Source organism: Micrococcus sp. iso_229 (genome assembly GCF_058072725.1).
This window is the reverse complement of the sequence record NZ_CM176514.1, coordinates 1,649,897-1,666,357: the sequence shown is the minus strand read 5'-3', so window position 1 is coordinate 1,666,357 and position 16,461 is coordinate 1,649,897. Positions and strand designations below refer to the sequence as shown.

Genomic DNA, 16,461 nt, shown 5'->3' with positions numbered 1-16,461 from the left:
ATGTGGCGTCGGGCTGACCTCCGGGTGAACTTCCGACACCGGCCCCCGGCGGCATCGGGGTCGACCGGCCCGGGGCCGCTCAGCGCAGGGCACTGACCGTCCGGACGGCGTCGACGATCGCGTCCGCGGCGGCGTCGAGCAGCGGGGCGTCGGCGTCCGGGCCGAACGTGCAGCGCAGGGCCGTGCGGGCCTCGTCTTCGCTGAGGCCCAGCGCGAGCAGGGCCGGGGACGGCTCGGCGTCGTGGGCCGAGCACGCCGACCCCGCCGAGGCCAGCACGCCCCGGCGGGCCGCCTCCTCCAGCACCGACTCGCCGTTCACGCCGGGCAGCACGAACGAGGCGTGACGCGGCAGCCGCCGCGCGGGATGGCCGGTCAGCCGCGCGTCGGGCACGAGCTCCCGGACGCCGTCGAGCACGCGCGCCGCGAACCGATCCCGCAGCCCGGACCACGCGTCCGCGGCCACGGCGCGCTCCGCCTCGGCCTCCTCGAAGGCGGCCGCGAACCCGGCCGCGCCGGCCACGTTCTGCGTCCCGGACCGCCGGCCCCGCTCCTGGCCGCCACCGGGCACGAGCGGTTCCAGGGCGTGACCCGGGCGCACCCACAGCGCGCCGACCCCCTTGGGTCCGCCGACCTTGTGCCCGGACAGCGCCACGAGATCCGCCCCGAGGGCGCGCACGTCCACCGGGATCTGCCCCGCGGCCTGCACCGCGTCCACGTGCAGCGGCACGCCCGCCTCCCGGGCGACGGCGGCCAGCTCGGCCACCGGCTGCACCGTGCCCACCTCGTTGTGGGCCAGGTGCACGCAGACCAGCGCGGTGTCCGGGCGCAGGCGGGCGGCGAGGTCGTCCGCGGAGGTCAGGCCGTCACGGTCCAGCGCGAGGTGCTCGACCTCGACGCCGTGCAGCCGGGCCAGCTGGTCACAGGACTGCCGCACCGCGCTGTGCTCGATCCCCGTGGTCAGCACGTGGCCCGCCGGGCGGCCGGCGAGGATCCGGGCGCGCACCGTGCCGAGCACGGCGAGCGCGTCGGCCTCCGTGCCGCCCGAGGTGAACACGACCTGCCCGGCCCGGGCGCCGATCGCGCGGGCCACCCGCGCGCGGGCGTCCTCGAGCAGGGCCGCCGCCGCCCGGCCGGCCTCGTGCGCCGAGGACGGGTTGCCGTAGACGCCCGTGAGCGCGGGCCACATCGCCTCCAGCGCGCTGCGCCGGACGGGCGCGGTGGCCGCGTGGTCCAGGTCGAGGGTGGTGCTCATCGGCGCGGCGAGACCTCCTCGACCACGGCGTCCAGGCCCAGGTCCAGGGACCGGACGGTATGGGTCAGTGCCCCCACCGAGATCACGTCCACGCCCGTGGCCGCGATCGCCCCGATCGTCTCGAGGCTCACCCCGCCGGAGGCCTCGACGACGGCCCGGCCCGCCACGAGCTCGACGCCGGCCCGCAGCTCGGCCGGCGAGAAGTTGTCCAGCATGATCGTGTCGACCCCGGCGGCGAGCACCGCCGGGATCTGCTCGAGCCGGTCGACCTCCACCTCCACGTGGGTGGTGTGCGGCAGGCGTGCCATCCCGGTGCGCAGGGCCACGGTGAGGTCCTCGCCCGGGTCGCCGGGGCCGCCGAACCCCAGCGCGGCCAGGTGGTTGTCCTTCAGCATCACGGCATCCGAGAGGCTGGAGCGGTGGTTGTGCCCGCCGCCGTCCCGCACCGCCTGCCGCTCGAGCACGCGCAGACCCGGGGTGGTCTTGCGGGTGTCCACCACCCGCGCGTGCCCGCCGCCGGCGCGCACGGCGGCCACGTGGGCGGCCGTCGTCGTGGCGATCCCGGACAGGCGCTGGACGAGGTTCAGCGCCACGCGTTCGGCCCGCAGCACCGAGCGGGCGGGACCCGCGACCTCGGCGACGACGGCGCCGGGGGACAGGTCGGCGCCGTCGGCCAGGTGCAGGGTGACGGACACGGCCGGGTCGACGAGCCGGAAGGCGGCCTCGAGGGCGTTCGTGCCGGAGAGCACCCCGGCCTCGCGGGCCACCACACGCGCGGTGATCCGGGCCTGCTCCGGGACGAAGGCCTCCGAGGAGACGTCACCCCAGGGCGCGTCCTCGGCGAGCGCCGCGGCCACGATCCGCTCCACGTCCGGCTGCGGGGCCGGCGTCGCCGGCGCGCGGTCGGCCGGGCTCACGCCCCGGCCCCGGCGGACTGCGCGGCCGACTGCTTCGGCGCGACGGCCAGCATCCGCTCGAGAGCGGTGCGGGCCGGCTCGGCCACGGACGCCGGCACCGTGATCCGGTTGACCACGCGGCCGGCCACGAGCTCCTCGAGGACCCACGCGAGGTAGCCGGGGTGGATGCGGTACATCGTGGAGCACGGGCAGATCACGGGATCGAGGCAGAAGATCGTGTGCTCGGGGTGCTGGGCGGCCAGGCGCTGCACGAGGTTGATCTCGGTGCCGATCGCGAAGGTCGAGCCGGCCGGCGCCGCCTGGATGGCCTTGACGATGAAGTCCGTGGACCCGGAGGAGTCCGCGGCCTCCACCACGGGCAGGGGGCACTCGGGATGCACGATCACCTGGACGTCCGGGTGTTCGGCGCGGGCCTGCTCGATCTGCGCCACGGTGAAGCGGCGGTGCACCGAGCAGAAGCCGTGCCACAGCAGGACCTTCGCGTCCCGCAGGGCGTCCTCGGAGTTCCCGCCCAGGGGCAGGCGGGGGTTCCATGTCGGCATCTGCTCGAGCGGGATCCCCCTGGCGCGGCCCGTGTTCCGGCCCAGGTGCTGGTCCGGGAAGAACAGGACGCGCTGGGCACGCTCGAACGCCCAGTCCAGCACGGCCGAGGCGTTGGAGGACGTGCACACGATGCCGCCGCGCTCGCCGACGAAGCCCTTGAGGGCCGCGGAAGAGTTCATGTACGTCACGGGCAGCAGGGCCACGCGCCCGTCGTCGTCCGGCTCGGTGCCGTAGACCGCCTCGAGCTGCTCCCACGCGTCCTCGACCGAGTCCAGGTCGGCCATGTCCGCCATGGAGCAGCCGGCGGCGAGGTTGGGCAGGATGACGGCCTGGTCCGGGGTGGAGAGCAGATCCGCGGTCTCCGCCATGAAGTGCACGCCGCAGAACACGATCGCCTCCGCCTCGGGCCGGCCCTGGGAGGCCCGCGCGAGCTGGAAGGAGTCGCCCACGAAGTCGGCGTGCTGGACGACCTCGTCGCGCTGGTAGAAGTGGCCCAGCACGACGACGCGTTCGCCGAGCGTCTGCCGCGCCGCGCTGATCCGGGCGTGGAGCTCCTCGTCCGAGGCCCGCTGGTACTCCTCGGGGATGCGGCCCTGCACGGGGGCGTCGGCCGGGACGGCGTCGTCCTGCGATGCGCCGGGGCCGTACGCGGGCAGGCCGGCGTCGAACGCCCAGGGGCCGCGGGTCAGGTCGGGGGAGCACGAGGAGCCGCGCGCGGCGTCCTTGTCGATCAGGGTCAGGGTGCGGGCCACCGAGGCGGTGGTCCCGGTCGGGGTGGTCATGGGTGACTCCTGGGTCGGGGCTGGTGGTCAGCGGCGGGCGTCCGGCCCGGCGGGATCGGGGTCGGTCCCGGGCCCGGCGGGCCGGTAGCGGTAGAGCTTGGGCGGGCGGTGCGGGGTGCCGCCGCGGACCTCACCGGTCTCCTCGAGGGTCCCGGCGGCGAGGGTGGCGCGGCGGAAGTTGGCGGCGTCGAGGCCGCGGCCGAGGACGGCCTCGTGCACGGCGCGCAGCTCGGCGAGGGTGAAGGAGGGCCCCAGCAGCGCGTGCCCGACGCCGGCTCGCGGCAGGTCCGCGCGCAGGCGCGCCACGGCCGCCGCCAGGATCTGGGCGTGGTCGAACGCCAGCGCGGGCGGGGCGTCGGCCCGGTGCCAGCGCACATGGACCCCGATGGGCAGCCCGGTCACGTCCGGGTCCGGGCGGGACGCCGGGGTGGCGCCGTCGTCGTCCAGGGCGGGGCTGAGCGCCCAGTGGGCCACCGTGAGGACGCGTCCGGTGGGGGAGCGGTCCACGGCGCCGAACGCCGCCAGCTGCTCGAGGCGACGGACGGGTCCGGGCACGCACTCGGCGGCCACGCGTGCGGCGACGTCGGCCAACTCCTCGTCTGCGCCGAGCCACGCGCCCGGCAGCGCCCACTGGTCCAGGAACGGCTCGCGCATCCGCGGGACGAGGGCGACGCAGAGGCGGGACACGCCGTGCGCATCCGGGCGCACGCCGAAGACGGCCGTGGACACGGCGACGCTGACGCGGGCCTCAGCGACCGGCATGGGACCTCCCGGGCGGACGGGCGGGGCTGTTCTGGTCAGTATGACACTGTTCCCGCCCATCTCAGAAGGTCAATATGACTGTAAGCGGGGGAGGCACCGGCGCGGTCCCGCGCTAGCCTGAGTCGGGTGAACACGACCGCCGCCTCCGCCCCGTCCGACGCCCCCCTGGCCTCCACCCGCATCGGGGAGGGCTCGCGCCGCGTCGCGTTCCTGCACGGCCTCATGGGCCGCGGCCGGAACTTCACCGGCCCAGCCAAGGAGCTGGGCGACGACTTCACGGTGGAGCTGATCGATCTGCCGGACCACGGCGCCTCGCCCTGGACGGACCGGGTGGACTACCGCGAGATCGCGGACCGGGTGGCCGCCCACCTGCGGGGCGGTCTCGCCGCCGACGGGCCGGTCCATCTGCTGGGCCACTCGATGGGCGGCAAGGTCGCCATGGTGCTCGCCCTGCGGCACCCGGACCTCGTGGACCGGCTGATCGTGGAGGACATCGCCCCGCGGGTCTCGCCGCAGGCCACGGACGAGTTCGTCCACCTGCTGGGCACCATGCTGCGCATGGACCTGGACGCGTACGACACGCGGGCCGAGGCCGACGCCGCCATGGCCGAGCACGTCCATGACGCGCGGGTGCGCGGCTTCCTGCTGCAGAACCTGCGGCGCACGGGCGGCCACTTCGCGTGGCAGCCCAATGTGGCCATGCTCTTCGAGCACCTGCGGGAGATCGGCTCGTTCCCGGACCCGGTGGTCCCCGAAGACCCGGAGCGCGTGTTCGACCATCCGGTGCTGTGGCTGGCCGGCGCCGAGTCGGACTACGTCCAGGACGAGGACGTGCCGCGGATGAAGGAGCTGTTCCCGCGCGTCGTGCGCGTGACCGTCCGCGACGCCGGCCACTGGCTGCACGCCGACCAGCCCGAGGCCTTCGTCTCCGCGGTGCGCACCTTCCTCACCGCTGACTGACGGGGCCCGCCGGGAGACGGAGCCAGCGCCGAGGCCCGCAGACGCGCCGCTACCTTCCGTGCGTAGCGGCGCGTCTGCGGGCCTCGGCGTCGGGCGCGGGTGGGAGTGGACCCGTCGGCCGCCGCATCAGTGGGCGGGCGCGGCCTTCTTTCCGCGCAGCCGTCCCACGAGCAGGACCACCCCGAGCGCGACCGAGCCCCAGAGCAGGCCCCACACGGCCGACGTCGCGGTCTCCGTGAGCCAGCCGAGGAACGCGCCGGCAGCGTGCGTGACGGGCTCGACGATCCCGTGCTGCACGGCGTAGGGCCACGGCACGCCCAGCGCGTCCAGCTCCACGAGGACGATGTGGCCGCCCACCCAGAGCATCGCCACGGTGCCGATGACGGTCACCACGCGCAGCACGTGCGGCATGGCCTTGACCAGCCCGGCGCCGAACGAGCGGCCGCCGGAGGTCGAGGCGTTCTGGTGCAGGTGCAGGCCGACGTCGTCCATCTTCACGATCAGCCCCACCACCCCGTACACGCCCACGGTGATGACGACGGCCACCACCGCCAGGATCGCCGCCTTCATCCAGAAGCCCAGGTCGGCCACCTCGTTCATGGAGATGACCATGATCTCCAGGGACAGGATGAAGTCCGTGGTGATGGCCCCGCGCACCACGGTGTCCTCGGCCTCCGGACCCCGCTCGACGGCGGGCTCCTCGCCGTCGGCGTGCCCGTGGCCGGTGAGTTTGCCCCACACCTTGTGCGCGCCCTCGTAGGACAGGTAGGTGCCGCCGGCCAGCAGCAGCCACGGCAGGATCCAGGGGGCGAGCCAGTCGAGCAGCAGCAGCGCGGGCAGGATGAACACGAGCTTGTTGCGCAGGGAGCCCTTGGTGATCCGCCAGATCATCGGCAGCTCGCGGGCCGCGGCCGCGCCGGCCATGTACTGCGGGGTCACCGCGGCGTCGTCGACCACCACGCCCGCCGCCTTGGCCGCGGCGCGTCCCGCTCCGGCGGCCACGTCGTCCACGCTCGCGGCGGCGAGGCGGGCGAGGGCGGCGACGTCGTCGAGCAGGGCTACGAGTCCGACCATGGTTCCTCCTGGGGTGGGGCCGACGGGCGCGCCGGTGCGCGGGCAGGGCGCAGGTCGAGCATAGCGGCGAGGACGGACACGGCACCGGCCCGGTCCCGTGGGGGACCGGGCCGGTGCGTGCGCGGCCGACGAGGCCGCCGGTGGGCTCAGGCGTCGTTCTCGGTGGTCTCCACGGGACGGGAGCCCAGGCGGCCGTCGATGCGGAGCAGGCCCGAGCCGTCGTCGCCGACGAGCTCGAGCTGGCCCACGATCTCGGAGACGGTGGCCTCCTCCTCGATCTGCTCGTCCAGGAACCAGTTCAGCAGCGGGCGCGAGTTGAGGTCGCCCGCGGACTCGGTGGCCCGGTACAGCTCGCGGATCGCCTCGGAGACCTTCTGCTCGTGCGCGAGCGCGGCCCGGAAGATCTCCAGGGCCGACATGCCGGCCTGCACGGGCGGGGCCGGGATGGCGCCGATCGTCGGGAAGCTGTCCCGGTCGGCGACGTGGTCGATGAACTTGTTCGCGTGGACGATCTCCTCGTCCGCCTGGTGCCGCAGCCACGCGGCCATCCCGGACAGGTCCAGGTCGTCGGCGGCGATCGCGAGCTGGCGGTAGACCATCGATGCCTCGAACTCGAGGGTGATCTGGTCGTTGAACTTCTGCAGCAGGTCATCGGTGAGCTTCATGCCTCGAACTCTAGGCAGGCGGCCGGGGCGCGGTGAAGGCGCGCCCGCCCCTCATCGAGGAGCGACGACGGCGGGCGGCCGGTCCCGCCGGATTCGGCGGCCCGCGGCCCCGGCCCTAGGCTGGGCGCCGTGTCCGAGACCCGCCGCGCCCGCCCGGGCGTTGACCCCGCGTCGACGCCGTCCTCCGACGTGCCGCGGGGTCCGGGAGGCCGGGACGCGCTCGTGCGCCGCCGCGTGTTCCGGACGCCCCTGCTGCGTCGCGTGGTTTACGCGGTGGTCTTCGAGCTGCTCGCCATCCTCTTCACCACCGTGATCCTGGCGGCGCTCGGCAACGGCGGCGGGCCCTCGCTCGCCGTGGCGGTGGTGTCCTCGACCGTGGCCCTGCTGTGGAACATCGTGTTCAACTCGGTGTTCGAGACCCTCGAACGCCGCCTCGGGATCACGGGCCGGCCCTGGTGGGTGCGCGTGGCCCACGCCGTCGGCTTCGAGGGCGGGCTGATCGTGTTCCTGGTGCCCGCGGTGGCGCTGATCCTCGGCATCGGGCTGGGGGAGGCGTTCCTCATCGAGGCCGGCCTGCTCGTGTTCTTCCTCGTCTACGCCGCGGTGTACGCCTATGCGTTCGACTCGGTGTTCGGCCTGCCGGACTCGGCCGCCCGCGCCGAGGCCTGACCCGCCGCTCGGGGCAGGCGCGGCTCAGCGGGACGTCGGCAGCCCCAGGAACGCGCGGATCGCGGGCATCTCGCGGCGCACCTGGTCCAGGCCGAGCTCGTGGGCGGCGGCCAGCTTGGCCACGGACCGCTCGCCGTTGGAGATGGGCATGGTCTCGGGCACGAACAGATAGGCCCGTCCCTGCCGCTCCATCTCGAACAGGCGCTCGCGGGTCGCGTTGTACCGGCGCCAGCGCGTGAGGAGGGCGTCCGCGACGGCGGGGTAGCGCCGGAAGGTGCGCTGGTAGAACGAGGGGAACCGCTCGGGCCGCTTCACGTACCCGCGCTCCCGGGTCAGGACCACGAGGACCTTCTCGAACCCCGCGTCCTCCGCCGCGGTCAGCGGGATCCCGCCGTCCACGCCGAGGGCGCCGTCCACGAACACGGTGCCCTCGGCGTGCACCGGGGGCATGAGGACCGGCATCGTGGACGACGCGCGGACGCGGACCATCAGGTCGGTCAGGGTGGTCAGGTCGGAGCGGTCCCACCAGCGGGTCTCGCCGCTCGCGGCGTCGAACCCGCCCAGGACGAGCCGGGCGGGGTTCGCGCGGAACGTGGCGAAGTCGTAGGGCAGGTCCGCCTCGGGCAGGCCGGCGTGCTCGTAGATGTACTCGGCGTTGAACAGGCCCTTGCCGCGCAGGAAGCTCAGCCAGTTGCCGAACCGAGGATCGTCGGCGAAGTCCACGAACGAGCGCCGCGCACGGGCCGGGTCGCGGGACAGGTAGTTCACGGCGTTGGACGAGCCCGCCGAGATGCCGGCCACGAAGTCCACGTGGATCCGCTCGCGCAGCAGCTCCGCCACCACGGCCGAGGTGAGCGCGGCGCGCATCCCCCCGCCCTCGAACAGCAGCGCCGTGTCGGTGACGTTGGACGTCATGGGCTCGGTCATGGTCGGTCCCTCCGTGTTCGCCGTCCGCCGAGCCGGGCGCGGAGCGCTCCCGTCCGGCCGCGCCCATCCTAGGCTGTCCCCATGGCGACGACCCACATGAAGAGCACCCCCGTCCACACCGTCGGCGAGCTGCCCCCGGTGGGCGTCCCCGCCCCCGACTTCACCCTCACCGGGGCGGACCTGTCCCCGGTGACCCTGCGGGAGCTGCGCGGCCGCCGCGTGATCCTCAACATCTTCCCGTCCCTGGACACCGGTGTGTGCGCCGCCTCCGTCCGCGAGTTCGACTCCCGCGTCGCGGACCTCGGGGACACCACCGTCGTGGCCGTGTCCGCGGACCTGTCGTTCGCCGCCGCGCGCTTCTGCTCGGTCGAGGGCATCGACCACGTCCGCAGCGGCTCCGTGTTCCGCTCGTCCTTCGGCGACGACTACGGCGTGCGCATGACCGACGGCCCGCTCGAGGGCCTGCTGGCCCGCGCCGTCGTCGTGGTCGATGCCGACGGCGTGGTCCGTCACGCCCAGCTCGTCCCCGAGATCTCCGAGGAGCCGGACTACGAGGCCGCCCTGGCGGCCGCCCGGGGCTGAGCGTGACGCCGCCGGGCTGGCCGCCGCGCGCACGACGCTCGCCCCTGGCGTTCGTCATCGCGCTGTTCGGCGTGCTCGGTGCGCTGGTCCTGGCCGGGGGCCTCACCGCGCTCCTCGCCGGCCGGGTGGTCGACGTCGCCGCGGACTCCGCCCCGACCGTGCCCGCCGCCGAGGCCCCCGCCCGGGAGGCGGGCGAGCTCGCGGCAGGCCTGACCCACATCCACGACGGCGTGGCGGTGGACTGGTCCGCATCGGCCCACGACGGATCGTCCCTGGACCCGGGCCAGCCGGTCGCGGACGCCCCGGGCATCCTCCTCGTGGAGACCGCCCTCGGCGCCCGCACCGGCACGGGGACGGGCATGGTGCTCTCCCCGGACGGGCTGGCGGTGACCAACTACCACGTGGTCGAGGACTCCTCGGAGGTGCACGTGGTGGTCGCGGACACCGGCGCGCGGCACACGGCCACGGTGCTCGGGCGCGATGCCGAGCACGACATCGCGGTGCTCGACGTCGAGGGCGTCTCAGACCTGCCGGTGGCCAGCGTCTCGCTGGACCCGGTGCGGCGCGGGGACCAGGTGGCCGCCGTCGGCAACGGCGGAGGCCAGGGCTATCTGACGGCCGTGCGCGGCACCGTGCTCGGCACGGACCGCTCGATCATGGCCGCGGCCGAGGGCACCGATCAGTACGCGCGCCTGTCCGGCCTGATCCAGACGGACGCGGACGTCGTGCCCGGCTACTCCGGCGGCCCGGTGGTGGACGACGCCGGCCAGGTGGTCGGCGTGACCGTGGCGGCCAGCGACGGGACCACCGCAGACGAGGTGGACGGCTTCGCGATCCCGCTGGAGGTGGCCTTCGACGTGGTGGACCAGGTCCTCTCGGGCGAGGAGACGGACACCGTGAGCATCGGCGCGGACGGCGCCCTGGGCATCATGGTCGGCGCGGATCCCGACGTCGGCGTCGTGGTCATGCAGGTGGACGCGGGCTCGGCCGCCGAGCAGATCGGCCTGGTCGAGGGCGATGTGATCCTCGAGATCGAGGGGCGGCCCGTCGGCGACGACGCCTCCCGGATGTCCCGCCTGGTCAACGACCACAACGTGGGGGACCGGATCACCGTCCAGTGGCGCACCGCCGACGGCGAGGTGCGCGAGGCCGAGGCGGTCCTGCAGCCGGCCCTCGTGAACTGACCGGCCCCCCGGCGCTCAGGAGAGCAGGTCCAGCGAGAGGGCCATCGCGGCCACGCCCAGCAGCACGCCGCCCAGCGCCGCGGCGCGGCCCCCGGCCGCCCGGGCGGCGGGCAGCAGCGCGTCGAGGCTCACGGTCACCATCACGCCCGCCACGGCCGCGAAGACGGCGGCCACGAGCGCGGGCGTGAGGAACGGGGCCAGCAGCAGCCAGCCGATCAGCGCGCCCAGCGGCTCCGCGATCCCCGTGAACGCGGCCCACGCGAAGGCCTTGCGCCGCGATCCGGTGGCCTGCCGCACGGGCACGGCCACGGCCACGCCCTCGGGAACGTTGTGCACGGCCATCGCGACGGCCAGCGCGAGGCCCACCGACGGATCCTGCAGGGTGCCGGCGAAGGTGACGAAGCCCTCCGGCAGATTGTGCAGGCCGATCGCCAGGGCCGTCACCGTGCCCAGGCGCAGCATCCGCCGCCGGTCCAGGCCGGCCGGGTCGGCGACGTCGCCCGGCATCTCCGAGACGGGGTCGGGGACGGCGCGCTCGAGCAGCACGTAGGCGCCTGCGCCGAGGGTCAGGGCGGCCACCGCGACGGCGGTCGCCGCGGGGCCGACCGCCCCGCCCAGCCCCTCGACGGCGGCCGGCAGCATCTCCAGGAAGGAGACCGCGAGCATGACGCCCGCGGCGAGGCCGAGGGCGGCCCCCAGCCCGCGGCCCGAGGGCTCGCGTCCGACGATCGCCAGGACGCCGCCCAGCACCGTGGCCAGCCCGGCGAACGTCGTGAGAGCGAGCGCGGTCCAGAACGGGTCCACGGGGGAGGGCCTCCTGACGGGCGGCGGGCGGGGTGCGACCATCCTAGGGACCACAGGAGGAGACCATGACCGAAACCGCCGCCGGCCCCGGATTCACGCTGCCCCGGGGCGTCGAGCCGGGCCGCGCCGTCGTCGTGGGCGCCGGGCCCAACGGCCTGACCGCCGCCGCCCTGCTGGCCCGCGAGGGCTGGGAGGTGGACGTGTTCGAGCGGGCCCCGGTGCCCGGCGGTGCGTGCGCGTCCGCGCCGGTGCTGGGGGAGGGGACCGTGGTGGACCTGGGGGCGGCGGGCCATCCGTTCGGCGTCGCCAGCCCCGTGTTCCGGGAGCTGGGGCTGACGGACCACGGGCTCGCCTGGCTGCACCCGGCCGTGCCGATGGGACATCCGCTGCCGGACGGGCCGGCCGCCCTCCTGCACCGGGACCTCGAGGCCACCGCCGCGGGTCTCGGCGTCGACGCGCGGGCCTGGCGGGCCGTGCACGGGGCCCTGGTCGAACACGTCGACGAGATCCTGGCGGGCGCGCTCGGCCCGGTGCTGCGACCCCCGCCCCATCCGGTGACGATGGCCCGCTTCGGCCTGCGCGCCCCCTGGCCGGCCGATCTGCTGGGCCGGGCGATGTTCCGCACGGAGGCCGCCCGCGCCCTGTTCACGGGCTCGGCGGCCCACGCGATCCTGCCCTCGAGCCGGCCCCTGACGGCGGCGTTCGGTGCGCTCTTCGGCGCGCTCGGGATGAGCTCGGGCTGGCCGGTGGCGCGCGGCGGGTCGGGGGCGATCGTCGACGCGCTCGTGGCGGTGCTGCGGGCGCACGGCGGGCGGCTGCACCTGGGTCAGGAGGTCACGGACCTGCGCGCGCTGCCCGCCGCGGACGCCGTCGTGCTGGACCTGACCCCGCGCCAGGTGCTGCGCCTCGCCGGCACGGGCCTGCCGCCGCGATACGCCACGGCCCTGCGCCGGTGGCGCCCCGGGCCGTCCGTGTCCAAGGTCGACTTCCTGCTCGACGGACCGATCCCGTGGCGCGACGCCCGGCTCGCGGGCGCGGGGACGGTGCACCTGGGCGGGACCGCCACCGAGATCCGGCGGGCCGAGGACGACGTCGCGGCCGGCCGGATGCCGGCGCGGCCCTTCGTCATGCTCTGTCAGCAGCAGGCGGCAGACCCCTCACGGGCCACCGGGCCCGCCCGGGGGCACACGGTCGTCTGGTCCTACGCCCATGTGCCCCACGGGCACCCCGGCGACGTCCGTCCGCTGATCGAGGCGGAGGTGGAGCGGCACGCACCCGGCTTCCGGGACCGGATCGAGGCCGCGGTCGCGATGCGCCCGGCCGATCTGGAGGCGTGGAACCCGAACCTCGTGGGCGGCGACATCGCGGGGGGATCGCTCGCGGGAGCACGCGCGCTCCTGCGCCCCACCGCGTCGCCCCGGCCGCACCGGGCGGGTCGGACCGGGCTGTATCTGGCCTCCGCCTCCACCCCGCCGGGGGCCGGCGTCCACGGCATGGGCGGGGCGTGGGCCGTGCGGACTCTGCTGGCGGACCGTCGTCGCTGACCGCGCCGGCGCCCGGGCGGAGCGGCGCCGGGCCGGGGCCTGCCGGGGTGTCGGCGACCGCTGTGCGACACGGCTGAGACTGATCCAGATCCGGACTTTCGCGAATCGGAATGTGTCCACTACAGTGTGCTCCATCTCACGGAACGTCCCGTCTCGGCGGAACGGCCCGGGGGTCGTCTCGCACCACCAGATCCCAACAGGGATGCGGGCGCGCGACGTCCTTGCACCTCTCATGAACGGAAGCACCTTCCATGAAGTACACGAAGCTCTCCGCTGCCGCGGCCCTGGCCGCCGGCTCGGCCCTCATCCTCTCCGCGTGCGCCCCGGGCGGCGGCAATGCAGGCGACTCCAGCAGCAACGGCTCCGGCGCCGGCCAGGGCGGCGACTCGGGCGCCGGCAACGTCATCGAAGGGGACAAGGGCCAGAAGCTCACCGCCGAGGCCTCCGGGCCGGAGCTGGCCGACCTGGGCGACGTCGAGACCCAGGACGGCTCCATCGCCTACTCGGTGGGCGCCGATGACTTCCTGTCCTACAACGGCCTGCAGTCGAACACGTACACCACGTACAACTCGGCCGTCGTGGACCGCATGTTCTCGTCCTTCTGGTACTTCGGCACCGACGGCTCGATAATCCCGAACAAGGACTTCGGCACGTACGAGAAGACCTCGGACGACCCGCTGACCGTGAAGTACACCATCAGCGACGACGCCAAGTGGTCCGACGGCACCCCCGTCACCGCGGGCGACTTCATCGTCCACTGGGCCGCGAACAATGACACGGTCAAGGCGGAGGGTTCCGAGACCCCGCTGTTCGACTCGATCTCCTTCGAGCAGGGCAAGTACATCCCGGAGGCGCCCGAGGGCGAGGCCGACGGCAAGGAGTTCACCGTCACCTACCCGAAGCCCTACGCGGACTGGGAGATCCTCATCAGCACCGCACTGCCGGCGCACATCGTCGCCAAGGAGGCGGGCATGAGCTTCGAGGAGCTCGTCACCGCCGCGAAGGAGAAGGACGTCGAGGCGCTCACCCCGGCGGCCGAGTTCTGGAACGACGGCTGGGACTTCAGCCCCGGCGAGCTGCCGGACGCCTCGCTGGTGCCCTCCATGGGCCCCTACAAGTTCAAGGACGGCGGCTGGCAGGCCGGCCAGTCCATCACCCTCGAGGCCAACCCCGAGTACTGGGGCACCCCGGTGGCCACCAAGGAGCTCGTCCTCCGCTTCGCCGACCCCAAGACCCACGTGCAGGCCCTGCAGAACGGCGACCTCGACGTCATCGAGCCGCAGGCCACCGTGGACACCCTCCAGCAGCTCGAGGGCCTCGGCGACGACGTCAACGTCCAGACCGGTGACCAGCTGACCTGGGAGCACGTGGACTACAACCGCGGCGAGGGCTCGGTCTTCGCCGACTCCCCGGAGCTGCGCGAGGCCTTCGCCCTCTGCCTGCCCCGTCAGCAGATCGTGGACAACCTGATCAAGCCGATCTACGCGGACGCCGAGGTCATGAACCTGCGCGAGGTCTTCCCCTTCCAGGACAAGTACCAGGAGGTCGTGGACGAGGCCTACCCGAAGGAGATGGACGAGCCGAACATCGAGAAGGCGAAGGAGCTCGTCGAGAAGTCGGGCGTCTCCAAGCCCACGGTCCGCCTCGGCTACCAGGCCGGCAACCAGCGTCGCACCGAGACCGTCGCGCTCATCAAGAGCTCCTGCGACCAGGCCGGCTTCGACGTGCAGGACGCCAACTCGCCGGTGTTCTTCAAGGAGGTCATGCCGGCCGGTGACTACGACGCCGCCCTCTACGCCTGGGCCGGCTCGGGCCAGAAGGCCTCCGGCGCGAACATCTACCAGTCGGACGGCGCCCAGAACCAGCAGAGCTACAACAACCCCGAGGTGGACGCTGCCTGGGACAAGCTCGCCACCTCGCTGGACGAGAACGAGCAGCTGGAGCAGACCAAGACCATCGAGAAGCTGCTGTGGGAGGACTTCCAGGCCATCCCGCTGTACGCTCACCCGGGTCTGGTCGGCCACAAGGCCGACGTCGCCAACGTGCGCGACACCGCCGCCCAGTCGGGTGCGCTGTGGAACGTGGAGCAGTGGGTCCGCGTCCAGGAGTGACACCCCGCTGACCTCTGACCCGGCGGTCCGCCTCCCGCGGACCGCCGGTGTCGGGATCGAGGACAGAGCCCGGCCGGGCACCGGCCGGGCTCTGGCCGTGAACCGCGGCGAACCCGCACCCCTCCCTTTCCCTTGCACTCGCACGGAAGGTCACCCCCTGTTGTGCTGAAATTCATCCTCAAGCGCCTCGGCAGCTCCCTCCTGGTGCTGTTCGGCGCGTCGATCCTGCTCTTCTTCCTCGTGGCCCACTCGGGTGACCCCCTCCAGGACCTGCGAGAGTCACAGAACCCCAACCGCGAGACCCTCATCGCCGCCCGCACCGCGTTCATGGGGCTGGACCAGCCCTGGTACGCCCGGTACTGGGACTGGCTCCAGGGCATCGGCGGCTGCGTCACCGGTCAGTGCGACCTCGGCCTCAGCCGGAACGGTCAGTCCGTCGCAGACCTGCTGAGCAACGCCGCGGCCTCCACGCTGCGCCTCGTGGTGCTCGCGACCGTCCTGGCGATCATCATCGGCATCGCGATCGGCATCGTCACCGCGATCCGCCAGTACTCCGGCCTCGACTACGTGGTCACGTTCCTGATCTTCCTCTTCTTCTCGCTGCCCGTGTTCTGGGCGGCTGTGCTCCTGAAGGAGTACATGGGAATCCGGTTCAACGACTGGATCCGCAGCCCCGAGCTGAACTGGCCCCTCCTCATCGGGTTCGCGGTGATCGCCGGCCTCGTCCTCCAGGCCGTGATGGCCGGGGACCTCAGGCGGCGCGCGTTCACGTTCGGCGCCACCGCCGCGTTCATCCTGCTCGCCGGCTGGGTGCTGTTCGCGGTCGACTTCTGGCGGAACCCGCAGATGGGCCCGGTCGTGCAGCTGGTCATCGGCCTGGCCGCCGCCGTCGGCGCCACCGCGGTGATCTCCGGTCTGCGCAACCGATCGGTCCTCAAGGCCGCCCTGGTCACGGCCGCGATCGGCCTCGTCGCCTACTACGCCACCTACGGCCTGCTGTGGCGGACGCCGTCCGCGCTGCTGCTGGCCGGCCTCGGCGTCATCCTCGTGCTGGTGGCCATCCTGGTGGGCCGCCTGCTCGGCGGCTTCTCCAAGGGCTCGGCCGTGTCCGCCTCGCTGGTGACCGCCCTGATCATGGGCGTGGCGATCGTGGCGGAACACCTGATGAACTACTGGCCGACCTTCCTGAAGGTCAAGCCGCGCCCGATCTCCACGATCGGCTCGGGCACCCCGAACCTGGACGCCCACTTCTGGGTGGTGTTCCTGGACCGCGGTGCGCAGCTGCTGCTGCCCACCATCCTGCTGACCATCATCTCGGTGGCCACGTATTCGCGGTACACGCGCTCCTCCATGCTCGAGGTCTCGCGCCAGGACTACATCCGCACCGCGCGCGCCAAGGGCCTGCCGGAGCGCCAGGTGATCCTGAAGCACGCGTTCCGCAACTCCCTGATCCCCATCACCACGATCATGGCCTTCGACTTCGCCGGCCTGATCGGCGGTGCCGTGATCACGGAGCAGGTGTTCGGCTGGAAGGGGATGGGCGAGCTGTTCGCCACCGGCCTGCGCGACGTGGACCCCATGCCCGTGATGGCGTTCTTCCTCGTGACGGGCACCGCCGCCGTGCTGATGAACCTCGTGGCGGACGTGCTCTACGCCGTCCTCGACCCCCGGATTCGAGTGTGAGC

General features: G+C 73.7%; 15 protein-coding genes. 7 read left to right on the top strand and 8 right to left on the bottom strand.

Annotation, left to right across the window (positions count from 1 at the left end):
* Positions 1-79: 79 nt before the first annotated feature.
* From AC3RKA_RS07630 to AC3RKA_RS07615, 4 genes are read right to left on the bottom strand one after another with little or no spacing between them, the layout of a single operon-like run.
* Positions 80-1,252: a cysteine desulfurase family protein gene (locus AC3RKA_RS07630; protein ID WP_489727059.1), complete on the bottom strand. Its 1,173-nt coding sequence runs from the start codon at positions 1,250-1,252 to the stop codon at positions 80-82.
* Positions 1,249-2,169 carry a carboxylating nicotinate-nucleotide diphosphorylase gene (gene nadC, locus AC3RKA_RS07625; RefSeq protein WP_002855186.1) on the bottom strand — a complete coding sequence of 307 codons (921 nt, stop codon included), beginning with the start codon at positions 2,167-2,169 and terminating at the stop codon, positions 1,249-1,251. The genes AC3RKA_RS07630 and nadC overlap by 4 nt, the downstream gene beginning before the upstream one ends.
* On the bottom strand, positions 2,166-3,494 hold the full coding sequence (gene nadA / locus AC3RKA_RS07620; RefSeq protein WP_363739412.1) for a quinolinate synthase NadA: 1,329 nt from the start codon (positions 3,492-3,494) through the stop codon (positions 2,166-2,168). The genes nadC and nadA overlap by 4 nt, the downstream gene beginning before the upstream one ends.
* A 27-nt stretch (positions 3,495-3,521) precedes the next feature.
* On the bottom strand, positions 3,522-4,256 hold the full coding sequence (locus AC3RKA_RS07615; RefSeq protein ID WP_489727058.1) for an NUDIX hydrolase: 735 nt from the start codon (positions 4,254-4,256) through the stop codon (positions 3,522-3,524).
* A gap of 126 nt (positions 4,257-4,382) precedes the next feature.
* On the opposite strand from AC3RKA_RS07615, the gene AC3RKA_RS07610 reads away from it, so the two are divergent.
* On the top strand, positions 4,383-5,216 hold the full coding sequence (locus AC3RKA_RS07610) for an alpha/beta fold hydrolase (RefSeq protein WP_489727057.1): 834 nt from the start codon (positions 4,383-4,385) through the stop codon (positions 5,214-5,216).
* A 126-nt stretch (positions 5,217-5,342) separates the two neighbouring features.
* Here AC3RKA_RS07610 and AC3RKA_RS07605 read toward each other — a convergent pair whose 3' ends face one another.
* Both AC3RKA_RS07605 and AC3RKA_RS07600 read right to left on the bottom strand, forming a co-directional pair.
* Positions 5,343-6,290: a DUF808 domain-containing protein gene (locus tag AC3RKA_RS07605; protein WP_489727056.1), complete on the bottom strand. Its 948-nt coding sequence runs from the start codon at positions 6,288-6,290 to the stop codon at positions 5,343-5,345.
* Between the two features lie 146 nt (positions 6,291-6,436).
* Positions 6,437-6,955 (bottom strand): ferritin, encoded by a 519-nt coding sequence (locus AC3RKA_RS07600; RefSeq protein ID WP_489727055.1) that lies wholly within the window; start codon positions 6,953-6,955, stop codon positions 6,437-6,439.
* Between the two features lie 129 nt (positions 6,956-7,084).
* On the opposite strand from AC3RKA_RS07600, the gene AC3RKA_RS07595 reads away from it, so the two are divergent.
* Entirely contained in the window at positions 7,085-7,624 is a 540-nt protein-coding gene (locus AC3RKA_RS07595) for a PACE efflux transporter (protein ID WP_430753767.1), read from the top strand.
* Between the two features lie 24 nt (positions 7,625-7,648).
* On the opposite strand, the gene AC3RKA_RS07590 is transcribed toward AC3RKA_RS07595, so the two are convergent.
* Positions 7,649-8,551 carry a patatin-like phospholipase family protein gene (locus AC3RKA_RS07590; RefSeq protein WP_489727054.1) on the bottom strand — a complete coding sequence of 301 codons (903 nt, stop codon included), beginning with the start codon at positions 8,549-8,551 and terminating at the stop codon, positions 7,649-7,651.
* Between the two features lie 81 nt (positions 8,552-8,632).
* Here AC3RKA_RS07590 and tpx point away from each other — a divergent pair, with 81 nt between their 5' ends.
* Entirely contained in the window at positions 8,633-9,133 is a 501-nt protein-coding gene (tpx, locus tag AC3RKA_RS07585) for a thiol peroxidase (RefSeq protein WP_489727053.1), read from the top strand.
* A 2-nt stretch (positions 9,134-9,135) separates the two neighbouring features.
* Positions 9,136-10,317 (top strand): S1C family serine protease, encoded by a 1,182-nt coding sequence (locus tag AC3RKA_RS07580; RefSeq protein ID WP_489727052.1) that lies wholly within the window; start codon positions 9,136-9,138, stop codon positions 10,315-10,317.
* Positions 10,318-10,332: 15 nt separating this feature from the next.
* Here AC3RKA_RS07580 and zupT read toward each other — a convergent pair whose 3' ends face one another.
* A complete protein-coding gene (gene zupT / locus AC3RKA_RS07575) occupies positions 10,333-11,121 on the bottom strand; it encodes a zinc transporter ZupT (RefSeq protein ID WP_063190250.1) in 789 nt (262 codons plus the stop codon).
* Positions 11,122-11,186: 65 nt separating this feature from the next.
* Between zupT and AC3RKA_RS07570 the strand changes: the two genes are divergently transcribed.
* The 3 genes from AC3RKA_RS07570 to AC3RKA_RS07560 all read left to right on the top strand — a co-directional run bounded on the left by AC3RKA_RS07570 (position 11,187) and on the right by AC3RKA_RS07560 (position 16,459).
* A complete protein-coding gene (locus AC3RKA_RS07570; RefSeq protein ID WP_144824826.1) occupies positions 11,187-12,665 on the top strand; it encodes a phytoene desaturase family protein in 1,479 nt (492 codons plus the stop codon).
* 251 nt (positions 12,666-12,916) lie between these two features.
* Entirely contained in the window at positions 12,917-14,776 is a 1,860-nt protein-coding gene (locus tag AC3RKA_RS07565; protein ID WP_144824827.1) for an ABC transporter family substrate-binding protein, read from the top strand.
* Between the two features lie 162 nt (positions 14,777-14,938).
* Positions 14,939-16,459, top strand: a complete 1,521-nt coding sequence (locus tag AC3RKA_RS07560) for an ABC transporter permease (protein WP_002855168.1) — start codon at positions 14,939-14,941, stop codon at positions 16,457-16,459.
* Positions 16,460-16,461 lie beyond the last annotated feature (2 nt).

Bases quoted from the DNA above. Each gene is read 5' to 3' on its own strand.
- AC3RKA_RS07630 (WP_489727059.1), bottom strand. From the start codon at position 1,252: ATGAGCACCACCCTCGACCTGGACCACGCGGCCACCGCGCCCGTCCGG.
- nadA (WP_363739412.1), bottom strand. From the start codon at position 3,494: ATGACCACCCCGACCGGGACCACCGCCTCGGTGGCCCGCACCCTGACC.
- AC3RKA_RS07615 (WP_489727058.1), bottom strand. From the start codon at position 4,256: ATGCCGGTCGCTGAGGCCCGCGTCAGCGTCGCCGTGTCCACGGCCGTC.
- AC3RKA_RS07605 (WP_489727056.1), bottom strand. From the start codon at position 6,290: ATGGTCGGACTCGTAGCCCTGCTCGACGACGTCGCCGCCCTCGCCCGC.
- AC3RKA_RS07600 (WP_489727055.1), bottom strand. From the start codon at position 6,955: ATGAAGCTCACCGATGACCTGCTGCAGAAGTTCAACGACCAGATCACC.
- AC3RKA_RS07590 (WP_489727054.1), bottom strand. From the start codon at position 8,551: ATGACCGAGCCCATGACGTCCAACGTCACCGACACGGCGCTGCTGTTC.
- tpx (WP_489727053.1), top strand. From the start codon at position 8,633: ATGGCGACGACCCACATGAAGAGCACCCCCGTCCACACCGTCGGCGAG.
- AC3RKA_RS07570 (WP_144824826.1), top strand. From the start codon at position 11,187: ATGACCGAAACCGCCGCCGGCCCCGGATTCACGCTGCCCCGGGGCGTC.
- AC3RKA_RS07565 (WP_144824827.1), top strand. From the start codon at position 12,917: ATGAAGTACACGAAGCTCTCCGCTGCCGCGGCCCTGGCCGCCGGCTCG.